Origin of the sequence: Streptomyces sp. NPDC057702 (genome assembly GCF_042799315.1) — a bacterium.
In the GTDB taxonomy this organism is placed as follows: domain Bacteria; phylum Actinomycetota; class Actinomycetes; order Streptomycetales; family Streptomycetaceae; genus Streptomyces.
The window spans coordinates 238,433-255,060 of the sequence record NZ_JBHVJC010000004.1; the positions used below are offsets into that span (position 1 = coordinate 238,433).

Consider the following 16,628-nt stretch of genomic DNA (forward strand, 5'->3'; position numbering starts at 1 on the left):
CGGCGCCCGTGGCTCAGCCTCGGTGCGCGCGCCGGCCCGCGCTCGTCGGGTCGCCGGCTGTGAGGTCGGCGAGCAGCTCGGTGACCGTGCGCGCCTCCCGCAGGCCCAGCGCGTGGTAGTGGTCCCGCGCCGTCGACCAGCACTCGCCGGCCTCGCGGAGCCGCCCCTGGCGCGCCAGGGCCCGGCCGAGGACGACCAGGGCGTCCGCGCGGCGCCAGTCGCCGCCGTGCCGGCCGAACGCGGTCGCGGCCTGGTCGGCGAGCTCGGTCGCGGCGGTCGTGTCTCCCACTGCGAGCCGCGCCTCGGCCAGCCGGGCGCGGGTGCCGGCCTCGGCCAGGGGCAGGCCCGCGTCCGCGAAGAGGTCGAGCGCCCCCTGGAGCGGGCCCAGCGCGTCCGTGGCGCGTCTGGCCGCCGTCAGCGCGCTCCCCAGGGCGTAGCAGGCGTGCGCGACCGCGAGCCCCTCCCCCACGGGCGGCGGCGCCCCCACCGAGGGGGCCCGCGTGCCCGGCGCCGGCTCGGGCCGTGCCCGCCGGGCCACCGCCAGCGCGTGCTCGGCCAGCTCGCACGCCTCCCGTGGCTTGCCCCGCGCCAGGTACAGCCGGGATCGGTCGGCCCAGACCCGCGCGAGGCCCGCCAGGTTGGTGTCGTCCTGGTAGGCGCGCTCGGCCACTTCCAGGAGCTTCTCGGCCTCCGCCAGGCGGCCCAGGCTGTAGACGGCCAGGGCTCGCTCGTGCGGAGCCAGCGCCTGGGTGACGGGGTCGGGCCGGTCGGCGGCGGGCGCCCCGTGGTCCATCATCCGGGCCGCCGCCCGTTCCGCCTCGCCGAAGCGGCCGGCCCTGTTGTGCGCGTGGGCCAGCGCCAGCAGGGCGCGCCGCGCCGCCGCCCCGTCGTGGGGTCCGCTGGCCGCCCGTACCAGGGACTCGGTGGCCTCGGTGAAGTCCCGCCCGTACGCCTGGTGTTCGGCCAGCGCGCGGGCGGCGAGCGCGAGGTCCGCCAGCCGGTGCAGCACGCCCGCCGAGACGCGTGTGGGTGAGTCCGCGTGACGCAGGACGCGCAGCAGACGGGGCGCCTCGTCGTGTAACCACCGTGCGGGGGGCTCGACATGGCGCGCTGCGGCCCGGTCCAGCGGGGTGTCGCGGGAGGCGAGGTGGTGGGGCAGCGTGTCGCCCGGGTCGAGTCGCCGTAGCGCGGTGGCGCAACCGCTCAGGTAGCGGTCGACCAGCCGCGCCATGGCGGCCGTGCTCTCGCGTTGTGCCAGGTACTTGCTGGGCATGCCCGCCCCTCCGAGGGTGTGTGACGTGTGTTGCCGCTGGGCGTAGAGCAGGACCAGGGCGTTGAACCGGTACCGGCCGCGGCCCTCGCGGTGTGTCAGTGACGCGGAGGCCAGGGCCTCCAACAGGTCCTCCGTCACGAGCTGCGGCCGGTCCAGCAGCGCGGCCGAGCTGAACCGGCTGACCTCCGCGCAGCCGAGGACCGACAGCAGGCGCAGGGCGCGCTGCTGGGCCTCGTCGAGCTGGCGGTAGCTCTGCTCGAAACCCGCGCTGACCGAGAGGCCGGCCACGCGCAGCCCGGTCAGTCGGTGTGCGGGGGCGGCGAGCCGGTCCGCCAGTCGGGTCAGGGGGCGCGCGTGGTGCCGGAGCTGCCCGCGTGCGAGCCTGCCGGCGATGTGCAGGGCCAGCGGCAGCCCGTGGCAGTAGTGGACGACGCGGTGCGCCCCGTCCGGGTCCGCGGCGACGTGGGCGGGCCCGAGCTGGTGCCCGATGAGGTCCGTCCCCTCGCGCGCGGTGAGCTCGCGCGGTTCGACCAGGGACACGCGCTCCGGTACGGCCTGTGTCCGACGGCTGGTGACCAGGGCGGCGCAGCCGGACGCGTCGGGCAGCAACGGGGCGGCCTGCGCCCAGCCGTGCGCCCGGTCGATGACGACCAGGACGCGCCGGTGCTCCAGCAGCGACTGGTAGCGGGCGCGGCGTGCCTCCGTACCGGTGGGGATGTCGCCGGCCGGAACGCCGAGGGCGCGCAGCAGGCCCCCCAGCACGTGGGCGAGTTCGGGCCGGTCGCGCTCGCCGCCGCGCAGGTCGACGAAGAGCCGCCCGTCCGGGTAGCCGGGCGCGAGCTCGTGTGCCGCCTGGAGGGCGAGCGCCGTCTTCCCGATGCCGCTCAACCCGCCGATGCCGTAGACCGGGGCGGGCCGGCCGGACTCGCGCAGCCCGCTCCGCAGCTCGGCGAGCTCCGCCGCGCGCCCCACGAAGTGGAGCGGGGGCGCCGGGAGTGGGCTGACCGCAGGCGGGCCCGGGTCGCGCGTTTCCAGTGGGTCGGGGGCCGGCAGGTCGGCGCCGCGCAGGATGCGCTCGTACAGGTCCCGGGTGACGCCGGCGGGCTCCATGCCCAGCTCCTCGGCGAGCAGGCGCTGGCAGCTCTGGTAGGCGGTGGTGGCTTCGGCCGTGCGGCCCGCGCGGTGCAGCGCCGTCATGCGCAGGCGATGGAGCGGCTCGTGCAGCGGGTGCCGGGCGAGCAGGGCGGTGAGTTCGGGTACGACTCGTGCGGTGTGGCCGAGCGCGAGGTCCAGGCCCAGCGCGCGCTCCTGGAGGTCGAGCCGCCACGCGATCAGCCGCGCGCGCTGGGCGGCGGCGTACGGGCCCGGCACGCGGGGCAGCGGCTCGTCGCCACCCCACAGCCGCAGCGCCTCGTCGAGCAGGGCGCGCGCCCGGTGTCGCTCTCCGCGCCGCAGCGCCGTGTCGGCCGCCGCCTCCCGTCGCTGGCACGCGTCGATGTCGGTGCGTACGCCGGCGTCCAGGACGTAGCCGTGCGGGCCGGCGCCGCGCAGTGCGTCCGAGCCCAGGGCGTGGCGGAGCTGGAGCGCGTAGTTGTGGATCACGGCCTGTGCCTGGGTCGGCTGCGCGGCGCCCCACAGCGCGCTGGCGGCCTCGGCCACGGTGACCGGGTGCCCCTTGCGGATCAGCAGCAGGCACAGCAACGCGCGACGCCGGGGCCACCGGGGGGAGACCTCGCTCTCTTCCCAGTGGCCAGGGGAGACCTCGATCTCGCCGCGCCAGGCCCGTACGGGGCCCAGCAGTTCGAACCGCAGCCGGTCGACGCCCACCGGTGGGGCGGTCGTACGCGGCTCCGGTCGGCCCGCTCGCTCCGGCCGCGTGGGGGGCCGGGGGGCGGTGGTCTCCGGCTCGGGGGCGGTGGTCTCCGGGGTCGGGCTCGTGTCGCCGGGAGCGCCCCGTGGAGCGGTGAGCGCCGCCTCCCGCGCCACGGGGTACGGGTCCGGGAGGGGCGGGAGCTGGGGCGGCCACGGCGGGGGCGCGAGAGGGACGGGGAACGGGGGCAGGGGCGGGGGTGTAGCCACGGTCGGCGGCGGCGTGGTGGGACGGGGCGGCAGCGCGGGGGGCGGCGTGAGCGGGGGACGGGGCGGCGGGGCGGGTGCCGCCGGCCCGGCGCCGGCGGGGCCGGGGGGACGGGGCGGGGCGGACGGGGCCATCGGGCCGGGCGTCGGGGCGGGGAGGCCGAGTCGCTCGCAGACGGGGCCGACCAACACCGCGAAGGCGCGGGCGGTGCCGTGCAGACGCAGCAGGCCCTGGGGGTCGGCCATCAGGGCGGGGAAGTCGGGGAGGCTGCCCAGGTAGGGCGCCAGCGCGCGCCCCACGGCCTCGGCGACCTCCAGGGAACGCTCCACGCCCAGGCCGCTGAAGAGGAGTTCGCGCACCCCGTCGGCGAAGTCGTACACGGGCTGGACGGGGTCGGACGGGGCCAGGTGACGCGTCAGCGCGTCGAGCTCGGGCGAGTACGCTGCGCCCGCCTGGTCCGGGGCGATCTGGGTGAGCAGGCCGCCGAGGTGGACCTCGGCCACCTGCGCGGCGGTCGCCTCCGGTAGCGCGGCCGACCTGACCAGGTGCATGACGGGCGTGGTCAGCGGGCGGATCGCGGAGAGCCGCACCGCGAGCCGGTACGCCTCCGGCGAGAACGTGCTGCGAAAGCGTTCGATGCGCTCCCGCGCGGTGTGCCCGGCCCCGTCGGGTCCGAGCACGGCTCCGTACGGCGCGGCCCAGCCCGGTGCGGTGAGTCCCGGCACGCTCGCGCCGGGTGTGGCGAACGCTCCGGGGCCGCCGGACGGCGGTGGTGCGCCCCGTGTCGCCTCGGCGGGTTGGCCGCCGCGCCGCGCCGCGCCGGGGCCCCGTATCCGCTCCGTCGGCACCAGCACGGTCTCGACGTGACGCGGGGTGCCCGGCCGGGTCTGGAGGGCCACCCACGGTCCGAGCGCGGCCGGCGCCAGGCGTATCACCGGCAGCGCCACCTGGTGCTCGACGGTCGGGTCGCGCTCGCCGGTGAGCGGGTCGGTGACGGTGAGCCGGTGCGCCGGGCTGAGCGGCGTGGTCGCCGTGAGCAGCCGGGGCTGGCCGTCCAGTCCGCTGCCTCGCCACAGCCGGCGCGGTAGCGCGTGCAGCACGGCCACGGGGCCGGAGCGGTGTCGGGCGAGCAGGACGCGCGGGGTGCGTGGATCGCGCCAGGCGGGGTGCACGCCATCGGTGAGGACGAACACGACCGTCCCGGGTCCGTCGGCCATCGACGTGGCGCGCTTGGCGTCGGCGCCCAGCCCGGCCGGATCGAACCGCTGCTGGCGTACGGAACGGAACGCGCCACTGCGCCGTAACGCCGCGCGCACCTCGGACGCGAGGGAGTGCCACACCCGCATGGACGGCGAGCGGTCGACCCACAGCACGGCCGTCAGGGCGCGCTCGGGCACCGCCTGGGTCACCAGGTCGAACAGCCCCGTCTCGGCGGTCAGTCGCACCGTGGCCTCGACATCGGTGGCCCGGCGCTGGGGATGGTCGTGGTAGCGGATCAGCGGACGCAGCGCCCGCGCCAGCCGCTGCGCCTCGGGCAGCACCCGCCCGCCCGGGACCCGGCTCGCCCGCGCGCGCCGGTCGGCGCTGTCCCCGCCCTGGCTACCGTCGCTGTAGAGGGCACGCCGAGGCCCCCGCGCCTCAGGCGTACCCCGCGCGCCGGTCGGTGCGCTCCGGGTGGCGTCGTCCGACCCCGGGTACGCCGGGGCGTTGCCAGGCGGGGCGGCCGGCGCGTCGTGACGGGACCGGTGGGGGTGGCCCCACTCGCCGACAAGGCCCGGCTGGTCCGGTCGGGCGTCGTGGTCGGCCCCGTCAAAACGGCCAGGGAGGCCGGCTTCCCCGGGCCCGTCGGTGCCGTCGGGGCGCGTGCGCTCATCGGGCCGCGCGGCCGGTGCTCCGTGGACAGGGGCGGGAGTCGCCCCGTACGGAGGGAGCGTCGGAGTCCCGGGCAGCGGCTCCCAGGGCGCTTCCGGAGCGGGCTCGGGGGACGGCTTGGCGGAGGTGGCGCCCGACGGCTCCCCGGCCGAGGCGCGCGGGACGGCCAGGGCCGCCGACGGGGCCGGGCCGGGCGCGGTCGGCGGCTCGTCCGCGCGCTGGGCGCGGGCCATGACCTGGCCCAGCCAGAGCACGTCGAGCAGTTCGTCGGCGCTGGGCTCCAAGCCCGCGCCGACGAGCGCCTGGCACAGCCGGTCGATCATGTGGGCAGGGTCTCGTCGAGCCGGTGCATCACGGCCGCCAGGAGCTGGTCCCGGCTCATGTCGGCGCCCGCCAGACGGAGGTGGATGGCGGCCAGGAGCTGGTCGGTGGCGAGCGTCTCGGTGGTGGAGCGGCGCAGGAAGGCACTGATCAGATCCTCCGCCTGGGCCAACGCCCGCTCGCCCAGGCTGCCTCGGACGATGTCCCGCAGCCGGGCCGCGTCCGGGTCGGGCAGGTCGAGGCGGACACAGCGGCGCAGGAACGCCGGAGGGAAGTCGCGCTCCCCGTTGCTGGTCATCACCACGATGGGGAAGTGCGTACAGGCGACCACGCCGCGCCGCACCCGGGCCCGCTCCCGTCCCCCGCTGACCAGCACGTCCACATCGCGCTGCTGCTCGGGCAGCCGGGCCAGCTCGGGGATCTCGAACTCACCCTCCTCCAGGACCACCAGCAGGTCGTTGGGCAGGTCGATGTCGGCCTTGTCGAGCTCGTCGATGAGGAGCACCCGGGGCCGGTGGGCGGCGGCCAGCGCCGTGCCCAGCGGTCCGAGCCGCAGGTACTGACCGATGTCCGGTTCGGGGGTCGCGGCCCGGTAGCCCACAGCGCGCCGGCCAGCGCGCATCGCCCCGGGCGCGCCGCTCCGGGCGCCACGGAGCGCGCGGGCGCCGGTCTTGCCGTGCGGCCCACCGGTTCGGGGCCCACCCCGCGCGGGGGCGGCGGGCCCCACCGCGCGTTCGCGGCGCAGTGACGCCTCGCGTAGCCGGCCCACCGCGTCGTACCGGTAGAGGGCGTCGGCGAGCGTGGCGCGGCTGTTCACGGACCAGCGCAGCACCTGGCCGAGTTCGAGTTCACGGGCGACGGCGTGCGCCAGCTCGGACTTGCCGGTGCCGGGCCGCCCGGTGACCAGCAGCGGGCGGTGCAGGTGCAGGGCGGCGTTGACGACGGCGATCTCGTCGCGGCCCAGCAGGTACGGCGGCGCGGGGCGGGTCTGCCGCGCGGTGGCGAACCGACGCCAGGGTGGCGGCTGGGGCAGCGGCGCGGGGCCGCGAAAGACCCACCACCCCTCGGACGGGGCCTCGGCGTCCGGGCCGGCGCCGTGGGCCGCCGCCCCGTGCGCATCGCTGGGGGCGTCCGCGCCCGGCGCGTCCTGGGGGTCGTTGCCCGGTCCGGCTGGTGGGGCCACGGCGCGTTCTCCTTGGTCGTCGTAGGGCGGCGGGGTGGGGTGGCCGCCCCGCGTGGCGGCGGGGCCGACACCCCGGCTCTCGCGCGGCGCGGGGGAACGGGCGTCCGCCGGCCCGCCCCTCGCGGGCACGGAGCCACGGGGCCGGGGCCCCGTGGCGGGCGGTGCCGGGCCGGCGGTGGGCGCCCCGTCACGGCGACGGCTCCGCGAGGACCCAGGGCTCCGGAGCCAGCGGTGGGGGTCGATGGTCGGGCGGGTCGTGCAGGAGGGAGAGCTGGCCGCCACGGTGTGTCGAGACGCCTGGTTCGGCCACGGCCTTGGCTCGCTCCAGTCGCACCGCCTCGGGCACCCCACGCGGTTCGGTGCCCTCCAGCACGTTGGCCAGGTCCATGCCGACCTGGGCCCCGTGGTCCGCCCGGTGCCACAGCACGGTGTGCACGCCGGCCTGCACGCACTGGCGCAGCAACTGGCCGTGTCGTACCGGGTCGCAGCACAGCACCACGGTGCCGACGTCGGGCCGCACCTCCAGATTGGCCCGGGCCACCTTGTGGTCGGCGTGGCGGTCGTCGAAGACCAGGCGCTCGGTGGTGGTCAGCGACGCCGTGCGCCGCTTCCAGCCCGCGTAGCACTCCCGGGTACGGCTCGTGGTGCGGACGACCAGGCGCCGGGTGAGCCCTGGTACGAACGCGCCTCCCTCGTCGCCCTCGTCGGACTCCCACGTGTCGACGGCCAGCCCCAGCCACTCCGGCGCCAGGAAGAACTCCACCAGCGCCGTCTCGGGGTCCTCGCGCACCTCCGTACGCAGCACGCGCCGGATGTCGTCCACCACGCGGGAGCTGCTCGCGTCGTGGTCCTGGACGACGACGAGTCTCGGTTGCGCCCCGGCGTCCCAGGCCCAGATCTGGTACGTGAAGAGCGTGCCACCGCCAGTGGGCAGCAGCTCGACCTGCACCCGTGGCACCGTCCCCTCGCGCCCCACCCGCCCGGCCGCCCCGACCGCCGCCCGCTGGTGGCCCCGCTCCGTGTCCCTCGGTGGGGACGCGGGGAGCGGGGGCGCGGTCAGCGGGGGGCGGTGCGCCGTGTCCGCCTCGAACTGGCACACCGCCGCCCACTCCACGCCCAGCCGGGCCGCGACCCGCTTCGCCCAGGCCCGCAGGTCGGCGGCGGGGGAATCCGCCCCCTCCCGCTCCTGACGGGCCACCAGGACGACCGCCTGCAGCAGGGGCGGGGTGGGCTGCGCCTCCGTCGGCTCGTACGTCTCCAGTACGTCGATCACGTCGGCCAGCCCGGACAGTGCGCGCGGCTCCGCGTCGTAGGGCACCACGGCGGCCAGCAGGGCCTCCGGGGCCGGTGGGCGGCACCGTGCCAGCAGCTCGGTCAACTCACGGCGCTGGGCCAGCGTCAGGCACTCGGCGGGACTGACGACGCGTGCGGCCCGGCGCAGTCGCGCCAGCGCCCCGGCCGCCCCCTCGCGGGGCGTCGGGTACTGGTCGAGGGTGCCCCGGACGGCTTCGAGGAGTTCCGGCACGCCCCGTCGGGTGCCCACCGCGAGCCGCACCAGGCGCGCGTGGTCGGCGCCGGCCTCCCGCGCGGGGAAGCCCAGGCGCGCGGCGAGCCGACGCTCGCAGTCGGCCACCGACGTCGGGGGGACCAGTACGTCCTCCAGCGCGGCCGTCAGTTGTTGCACGCCGCGCCGCGCCGCGGGCCCCCGCAGGGGCGGCAGCCGGGGCAGTTCCGACTCGACGGCCGGCAGGCTGATGCCGTACAGCACGGCCGGCGCGCGGTCCGGGTACGCGCCGGCGCGTACCCGCAGGGCCGACGGCTCCTCGTGGACGGCGACCACCAGCCCGACGACCGCCTGCCGCGCGCGGTCCCAGAGCGGACCACCGCTGTACCCCTCGGTGACCCCCGCCCCGCCGACGACGTCCAGCGCGAGCCAGGAGGCCGCCACCACGCGCGGCCTGGCCCGGGTCGCCGTGAGCGGGTGCCCGCTGGCCCACAGCGCGACGACCTCCCGCTCGCAGTCGTGGAGTTGGAACGGGGCGGGCTCGGCGCCGGCCGGGGCGCCCCCTTCCAGTCTGAGCACCGCCAGGTCGCCGTAGTAGGCGAGCCGGCCGGGAAGCACCGGGGCCAGTCCGACGGCCTCGGCCCGTGGCGCCCGCCAGGACGCGGGCTCCACCCGGGCGCTGACCGGGTGCGCGTGGTCGACCAGCGGGAAGGTCAGCGTCAGCCGGGCGGCACGGGGCGGGCTCGACTGGTCGAACCGGTCGCGCCCGAGCGCGCTGTTGACCACGTGCGCACACGTCAGTACCAGGTCCTCGGCGATCAGTACGCCGGCCCCCACAGGCGTGGGCCCGGCGAACACCGAGACGAACGCCGCGTGCAGCGCGGCGTCTTCTATGTCAGCGTGCATCTCGATCGCGCTGCCTCACGCGGTTGTCGAACCGAGGTTCCAGGTGGCGGAGACCGTGAAGTTGGCCTCTCCCGTGCCGGTGAAGACCCCCAGGCTGAGGTCGGTGCCCAGGGTGACGCCGAACTCCACCGTCACCTCGTCCGGGCGGCGAGCCGAGTCCGCCAGGGACTGGTGGATGCTCTCCAGTACCCCGCCCAGCGGGCGGAGCGCGTTCACCAGCGCCTGCCCGCCCGTGGTCAGGGCGCGCGCGGCCCTGCTGTCGGCGCTGACCGGGCGAGCGGCGCCGAAGCCGGCGGGGAGTTCGAGATCCGGGCGCGCCAGGCCGGACGCCCCGCCGGGCGCGCCGTGGGCATCGGCGGGCCCGCCTCCGTGCGACTCGCCACCATCCGCCCCGCCACCGGCCCCGTCGGGGCCGCCCGGCGCCCCGTCACCGCCCGCGCCGCCCGGCTTCGGGCCGCCCTCGGCACCCGGCGGCACGGGCCGTGCGCCGTCGGCGACCGGGGCGAGATGGAGCCAGGCAACAGTGCCGTCATCAAATGTCAGTGCAAGGTCCCCCATGGCGATCAGTGTGGCACGGAGACCCGGACACGGGGAGCCGCCGAACGCCCCGATCCCCGGCCCCACCACGCCCACGCGCGCTCACCGGAACCACCTCCCTCGCCACGCCTCACACGCCACAACACCGTTACAGCCGACACAATGTGACGCACCATCACCTCAGCGAACGCCGGCGACGCCCACCCCGCACCGCGAGCACGGGACGCCGCCCCCGAGCGCGCGCGGCACACCGCGCCGCCCCACCGGCGGCGACCCGGGGGCCACGGGGCGCGGAGTCACGGCCCGCCCGGAGCACGGGGAGCGGGGCGGGGGCCCCGCCCGGCGCCGCACCCGGCACGGAGCGGAGGCGCACACGCTCGCGGACGTACGCACCGCGCGACGGGCCGCCACAACGGTGCGCGGCGCGCGGACAGCGGGCGGCGCCCCCGCACGGTGCTGCGCGGCGCGCAGCAGGCGGCGTACGGCGGCAACCTCACGCGGGCACGGGGCACGGGGCACGGGGCACGGGGCACGGGGCACGGGGCACGGGGCACGGGGCACGGGGCACGGAGCAACGGAGCCACGGAGCACGGAGCAACGGAGCCACGGAGCCACGGAGCACGAGGTCGCCCCCACGCAGCACGAGGTGGACGTAGGCCACCCGCAGGCACGCGCGGCCTGTCTGACGGCCGGCGTACCGGGCACAACGCAGCGGGGGGCACGGGGCACGGGGCCGGCCCGCACGGAGCGCGGGGTGAAGGCGCGCCCACTCGCGGCACAGCCGACGGCCAGCACACTGGCGCGACGGAGCAAGGGGGCCAGCCCCGCACGGCGCACGGACGCCGGGCCCACGCGAAGCAGAGGGCACGAGGCGCGAAGCCCGCCCCGCGTGGGGCACGGGATACGGAGCCGCCCCACACGGAGTCGTCTCGTACCGAGCCACCCCGTACAGCACAGGAGGCGCCAGCCCCCCGCGCGCCCGACACGGCACGCGGGGGGCGGCCCCGCATGGACCTCGAAGCGGATAGGGCGAGAGGGAGCGGCGCGTCATGGCGCACGGCGTACGGGGCGACGCGGGGGCGGGCGAGCCTACGGGGCGGGGCCCCTCCGTGTCCCGGCGCCTCTCTCCCAGGGGCCTTCACCCCCGGGCCGCCGCTCGCGCTAGCCCAGTTGCACGCGCGCCAACTGGCGCGCCTGTGCCACCAGTTGGTCCGCGCTGTCCCAGACCTGGACGTCCTCCTCCAGGAAGCCGCCGGCGAGGTTGCGGGTGGTGATGGAGACGCGGAGCCGGCCGGGGGCGGGGCGGCGGCGGATGTGCGCGGTGAGCTCCACCGTGGGGACCCAGCCGCTCAGGCCGAGGTCGAACGCGGTGGGCGGCAGCGCGTCCACGGCCAGCAGCAACGACAGGGGGTCGTGGTCCCGGCCGTCGGCGAGGCCGAACCAGGCCCGCATGTCCCCGACACCGCTGGGCTGGCCGATCGCCCAACCCGCCGTCGCCGGGTCGAGGCGCATGTCGAACCGGCCCACGATCTCGGTGCTGTCACTCAACGGCACCTGCCGGTCGGGAGCGTCGTCCGCGCCCAGGCACTGTGCGTACGGGGGGATGGCGGGCGGCGTGGCGGTGGTGCGTACGTCGTTGGGCAGCGCGGCCAGGTCTCCGTAGGTGGCCAGCACGCGGATGCGCTCCACCTCGGCGCCGTCCTCGTCGAACTGGACGAGTGCGGCCTGTCCGGTGGAGAGGGTGCGGCCGGTGCGTATCGACTCGGTACGGATCAGAGCGGGCCCCGGCTGCGAGGCGGTCAGGTAGTGGGCCGTGACGGTGAACGGGTCCGGGTGCGCCAGGGTGTCCCCGAGGGCGCGGCCGAGCACGGCCAGCAGGTAGCCGCCGTTGAGCGCCTTGAGGATGCTCCACCGCGCGGAGAGGTCGGCGTCGTAGGTCGCGACGGTGGGGCTCGCGCCGGGTTCGGTGGCGGAGCCCGCGCCGGGCGCGCGGCGGGTCACCGTCGTGTCCCGGTCGAACTCGCTGTTACCGATGGTTGCCTGTGCCATGCACGGCACGGTACACGCATCAATTACCGGCGGGTAGGTTTCACTGGGCCGCGTTCACCACACTCCCGACAGGAGTCCGCCCGGACGACCTGCCCCGTCGCCCCGTCCACCGCGCCGCCCGCACGCCGCGCGGCGCCTCCTCACCACGCGACGCCAGCGGCCCCCCACACACAACCCCCGCGACTCGCGCCGCGTCGCCCCGCCCAGCGTCTCCCCGCGCCGCGTGCCTTCCGAACCAGCCGGGCAGCAGCCCCGCCGCCCAGTCGCGGAACTCCGAAGGCGAGGACAGAGGCGAGGTGGGGCAAGGGCAGGGGCGCGGGCGGGGAGAGGGCGCCGGCGGGGCGGCCAAGGAGTCGGCAAGGCGCTGGCGAACCGTCGACGAGGCGAGGCGGAAGCGGGGGACGGTGGGCGGTGCTACGCCCCCTCCGGGTCCTCGCGGGCCGCGCTGCGGCGGTTCCACGCCCGGGGCGCGCGCCAGCCGAACCGCATCGCGCACAGCCGCAGCGCGAAGGCGAGGACGGCCGCCAGGGCGCTCGTGCCGCCGCTCAAGGCGTCGAAGTGCATCAGCAGGGCCACCACGGAGGAGCCCACCAGGGCCGGTACGGCGTAGATCTCGCGGTCCCAGCGCAGCAGCGAGGGCACCTCGTTGGCCAGCACGTCGCGCAGGACGCCGCCGCCCGCCGCCGTGGCGACGCCCAGGGTGACCGAGGCGGTGAGGCTGAGCCCGTACTCGTGGGCCTTGGTGGTGCCGGCCACACAGAACAGGCCGAGGCCGGCGGCGTCGAAGATGCCGACCGCTCCGTTGATCCGCTCCACCTCGGGGTGCAGGAAGAACACCAGGACGGCGGCGATCAGCGGGGTGACGAAGTAGCCGAGGTCGGTGAAGGCCGCCGGTGGGACGGCGCCGATGATCAGGTCGCGGAGCAGCCCGCCGCCCAGCGCGGTGACCTCGGCGAGCACCGCGATGCCGAAGACGTCGAAGTTCTTGCGCACGGCGAGCAGCGCGCCCGAGATCGCGAAGACGAAGATCCCGGCGAGGTCCATGGAGCGCAGCACGGATGGCGTGAACAGGTCGGTGAGCACCCGATATTTTTACCTCGCGGGTCCGAGATGCCCCGATCCGGTGGGTGTGACCTCAGCCCGTCCCAGGTCGGCTCCCGCCCCGCGCGGGGTCGCCCCGCGCCCCGCTCCAGGCCGACCCCGGGCCGGCTCCGGGCGCCCGCCGGCCGGGGCCGCCGCACGGGCGGACCCGGCCGCACCGGCGCCGCGTCGGCATCCCCGCGCCGGCCCGCGATCAGCCCTCAGCGGGATCGGACTCCTTCTTCGCCTTCGCCGCCTCGGCCGGCTTCCCCGCCGCGTCGGCCGACTCCCGCGCTGGCGCCGAGGCCGCCGCCTCGCCCGCCGCCTCCGTCGCGGCCGTGTCCGCCGCGCCCGCCGGCGTCTTCGCGGCGCCGGAGTCCGTCGCCTTGGCCAAGGCCGCCTTCTCCCCGGCCGGCGTCGTCACGGACGCCTCCTTCGCGGGCGACGCCTCCTTCGCCGGCGTCGCGCCGGTTGCCTCGGACGAAGCCACCCCGGCCTCCGGCGCCGCCAGCTTCTTGGGCGACGCGGCCTTGGGCGAGGCCGTGGCCGGCGCCAGGGTGCGCGCCGCGCCGTCCGCGCCCGCCGCGCCCTCGGGCAACGCCGCGTCGCCCGGCTTGAGGTCCTCGTGGTTCTCCGGGTGGTGGCACGCCACCTGGTGCCCCGACTTCAGGGCGAGCAGCGGCGGCTCCTCCACGGTGCACACCACCGTCGCCTTCCAGCACCGGGTGTGGAACCGGCAGCCACTCGGCGGGGCGATGGGCGAGGGCACGTCACCGCGCAGCAGGATGCGCTCGCGCTGGCCGCGTCGCCGGGGGTCGGGCACCGGGACGGCCGAGAGCAGCGCCCGGGTGTACGGGTGCATCGGCCGCTCGTACAGCGACTTCCGGTCGGTCAGCTCGACGATCTTGCCGAGGTACATCACCGCGATCCGGTCCGAGACGTGTCGGATGACCGACAGGTCGTGCGCGATGATCACGTACGTCAGGCCCAGCTCCTCCTGGAGGTCGTCGAGCAGGTTGACGACCTGGGCCTGGATGGACACGTCGAGGGCCGAGACCGGCTCGTCAGCGACGACCAGCTTCGGGTTCAGGGCCAGCGCGCGGGCGATGCCGATGCGCTGACGCTGGCCGCCGGAGAACTCGTGCGGGTAGCGGTTGTAGTGCTCGGGGTTCAGGCCCACGCGCCCCAGCAGCCGCTGGACCTCGGACTTCACACCGCCCTCGGGGGTGATGCGCTGGAGCTTGAACGGTGCGCTGACGATGGTGCCGACCGTGTGGCGCGGGTTCAGTGACGAGTACGGGTCCTGGAAGATCATCTGGACGTCGCGGCGCAGCGGGCGCATGCCGGCGACGTTCAGGTGCGTGATGTCCTGGCCCTCGAACTCCACCGTGCCGCCGGTGGGTTCCAGGAGACGGGTGATCAGCCGCCCCATGGTGGACTTGCCGCAGCCGGACTCGCCGACCACACCCAGCGTCTCGCCCGAGCGCACGTCGAAGGTCAGCCCGTCCACGGCCTGGACCGCGCCGACCTGTCGACGCAGCAGCCCCTTGGTGATCGGGAAGTGCTTGACCAGGCCGTTCACCTTGAGCAGGGGCTCGCCCGGGGCGGGCCGCTGCTTCTGCAACGTCACGTTGTTCTCCGACACAGCTTGGTCCTTCACAGCTTGGGCGCAATCTCTTCGGTCCAGATCCGCGTCCGCTCCTCCTGCGTCATGTGGCACGCGGAGAAGTGACGGCTGCCGACCTCCCGAAGCTCCGGCCGTTCGGTGCGGGTGCGGTTGTCCGCCGGCACGTCGGCGTACGGGCAGCGGGGGTTGAAGGCGCACCCGCTGGGCACGTTGATCAGGCTGGGCGGCGAGCCGTGGACCGGGATCAGCCGGTCGGTGTCCTCCCGGTCGATGCGCGGCATCGATCCCAACAGGCCCCAGGTGTAGGGGTGTTGGGGTTCGTAGAAGACCTTCTCGGCGGGGCCGCGCTCGACGCACCGGCCGCCGTACATCACCAGGATGTCGTCGGCCAGTTCGGCGACGACGCCCAGGTCGTGGGTGATGACGATGACGGCGGAGCCGAACTCCTTCTGCAGGTCCCGGATCAGGTCGAGGATCTGCGCCTGCACGGTGACGTCCAGGGCGGTGGTCGGCTCGTCGGCGATGAGCAGGTCCGGGTTGTTCGCGAGCGCCATCGCGATCATGGCGCGCTGTCGCATGCCGCCGGAGAACTGGTGCGGGTAGTCGTCGACCCTGCGGTCGGGCTGGGGGATGCCCACCCGGTCCAGGAGTTCGACGGCGCGCCGTCGGGCCTTCTTCTTGTCCACGTTGTGGTGGACCCGGTACGCCTCCACGATCTGCGCGCCGACCGTGAAGTACGGGTGCATCGCGGACAGCGGGTCCTGGAAGATCATCGCCATCTCGCGGCCGCGCAGCCGTCGCACCTCGTCCGGGTGGGCGGCGAGCAGGTCGGTGCCGTCGAACCAGATCTCGCCGGACAGCCGCGCCTTGCCCCGGCCGTACTGGCCGACGGTGTGCAGCCCCATGATGCCCAGCGAGGTGACCGACTTGCCCGAGCCGGACTCGCCGACGATGCCCAGTGTCTTGCCGCGCTCCAACTGGAACGAGAGCCCGTCCACGGACTTGACCAGGCCGTCGTCGGTCGGGAAGTGCACCTTGAGGTCGCGCACGTCGAGGAAGGCGGTCGACGTCGGGGCCTTGGAGCCGGTGGGCTCGCCCACGGCGCCGGCCCGACGGGCCGTCCCGCCGCGCGGCGTGGCGCCCGTGTCGCCGTCGGTCTTGCTGACCGCGCGGCCGGCCCCGGGGGTGGAATCCGTCGTCATGAGAGCCTCACTCGGGGGTCGATCACGGCGTACAGGAGGTCCACGATGAGGTTGGCGACGACGACGGCGCCGGCCGTGATCAGGGTGACCCCCAGGATGAGCGGCAGGTCGCGTTCGCTGATCGCCCGCACCGCGGCCTGGCCCAGGCCCGGGAGGCTGAACGTGGTCTCGGTGAGGATGGCCCCGCCCACCAGGGCGCCCAGGTCCATGCCGAGGATGGTGAGCACCGGCGTCATCGTGGAGCGCATGGCGTGCTTGCCGATGACGACCGGCTCGCGCAGGCCCTTGGCGCGCGCGGTACGGATGTAGTCCTCGCCGAGCACTTCGAGCATGGTGGCCCGGGTGAGTCGGGCGTACATCGCGGCGTACAGGAAGGCGAGGGTGATCCAGGGCAGGATCATGCCGCTGAACCACTTCGCCGGGTCCGTGGCGAACTCGGTGTACTCGTTGCTCACCCAGTCGAGCTGGTACGAGAAGATCGCCAGCGAGACGACGCCGGTGAAGTAGATGGGGAGCGAGACGCCGGCCAGGGCGACCGTCATGGCCGTACGGTCCCAGAGCGTGCCGCGCTTGAGCGCCGAGACGATGCCGGTGGCCACGCCGCCGAGCACCCAGAGCACGGCCGCGCCGCCGGCGAGGCCGAGGGTGACCGGCAGCCGGTCGGTCAGGACCGGCCAGATGGGCTGCTCGTTCTTGAAGGAGTACCCGAAGCACGGTGCGTCGCAGTGCACGGTGTCGGCGCCGCTGGTGTAGTCGCGTCCCACGAACAGGCCGCGCAGGAACTCCCAGAACTGGACCACGATCGGGTCGTCGAGCCCGAGCTTCTGACGTATCGCCTCGATGGCCTGCGCGTCGGACTGCTTGCCGACGTACATCGTCGCCGGGTCGACGCCGGTCCACTTCGGAATGATGAAGAAGATGCCGAAGGTCACCAGGATGACGACCATCAGTGTCAGGACGACGGCGAACAGCCGCCGGATGAGGTATGCGAGCACTG

General features: G+C 75.8%; 9 protein-coding genes. All 9 read right to left on the minus strand.

Going from position 1 to position 16,628, the window contains the following annotated elements; all coding sequences use genetic code 11:
- Positions 1 to 13: 13 nt before the first annotated feature.
- Positions 14 to 5,545 carry an SAV_2336 N-terminal domain-related protein gene (locus ACFVFR_RS04505; protein ID WP_383698006.1) on the minus strand — a complete coding sequence of 1,844 codons (5,532 nt, stop codon included), beginning with the start codon at positions 5,543 to 5,545 and terminating at the stop codon, positions 14 to 16.
- Entirely contained in the window at positions 5,542 to 6,576 is a 1,035-nt protein-coding gene (locus tag ACFVFR_RS04510; RefSeq protein ID WP_383698073.1) for an AAA family ATPase, read from the minus strand. Before ACFVFR_RS04510 ends, ACFVFR_RS04505 begins: the two co-directional genes overlap by 4 nt.
- Before the next feature lie 337 nt (positions 6,577 to 6,913).
- Entirely contained in the window at positions 6,914 to 9,136 is a 2,223-nt protein-coding gene (locus ACFVFR_RS04515) for a trypsin-like peptidase domain-containing protein (protein WP_383698008.1), read from the minus strand.
- A gap of 15 nt (positions 9,137 to 9,151) precedes the next feature.
- Entirely contained in the window at positions 9,152 to 9,694 is a 543-nt protein-coding gene (locus ACFVFR_RS04520; RefSeq protein WP_383698009.1) for a CU044_2847 family protein, read from the minus strand.
- 1,140 nt (positions 9,695 to 10,834) lie between these two features.
- Positions 10,835 to 11,722, minus strand: a complete 888-nt coding sequence (locus ACFVFR_RS04525; RefSeq protein ID WP_383698011.1) for a thioesterase family protein — start codon at positions 11,720 to 11,722, stop codon at positions 10,835 to 10,837.
- A gap of 414 nt (positions 11,723 to 12,136) precedes the next feature.
- Positions 12,137 to 12,805, minus strand: a complete 669-nt coding sequence (locus ACFVFR_RS04530; protein ID WP_383698013.1) for a trimeric intracellular cation channel family protein — start codon at positions 12,803 to 12,805, stop codon at positions 12,137 to 12,139.
- A 211-nt stretch (positions 12,806 to 13,016) separates the two neighbouring features.
- Positions 13,017 to 14,447, minus strand: a complete 1,431-nt coding sequence (locus ACFVFR_RS04535; protein ID WP_383698015.1) for a dipeptide ABC transporter ATP-binding protein — start codon at positions 14,445 to 14,447, stop codon at positions 13,017 to 13,019.
- 11 nt (positions 14,448 to 14,458) lie between these two features.
- A complete protein-coding gene (locus tag ACFVFR_RS04540; protein WP_383698017.1) occupies positions 14,459 to 15,631 on the minus strand; it encodes an ABC transporter ATP-binding protein in 1,173 nt (390 codons plus the stop codon).
- A complete protein-coding gene (locus ACFVFR_RS04545; protein ID WP_383698019.1) occupies positions 15,628 to 16,626 on the minus strand; it encodes an ABC transporter permease in 999 nt (332 codons plus the stop codon). Before ACFVFR_RS04545 ends, ACFVFR_RS04540 begins: the two co-directional genes overlap by 4 nt.
- Positions 16,627 to 16,628: the final 2 nt, after the last annotated feature.

Excerpts from the sequence above, each read along its gene's own strand:
- ACFVFR_RS04520 (WP_383698009.1), bottom strand. The coding sequence starts at position 9,694 with ATGGGGGACCTTGCACTGACATTTGATGACGGCACTGTTGCCTGGCTC.
- ACFVFR_RS04515 (WP_383698008.1), bottom strand. The coding sequence starts at position 9,136 with ATGCACGCTGACATAGAAGACGCCGCGCTGCACGCGGCGTTCGTCTCG.
- ACFVFR_RS04525 (WP_383698011.1), bottom strand. The coding sequence starts at position 11,722 with ATGGCACAGGCAACCATCGGTAACAGCGAGTTCGACCGGGACACGACG.
- ACFVFR_RS04505 (WP_383698006.1), bottom strand. The coding sequence starts at position 5,545 with ATGATCGACCGGCTGTGCCAGGCGCTCGTCGGCGCGGGCTTGGAGCCC.
- ACFVFR_RS04540 (WP_383698017.1), bottom strand. The coding sequence starts at position 15,631 with ATGACGACGGATTCCACCCCCGGGGCCGGCCGCGCGGTCAGCAAGACC.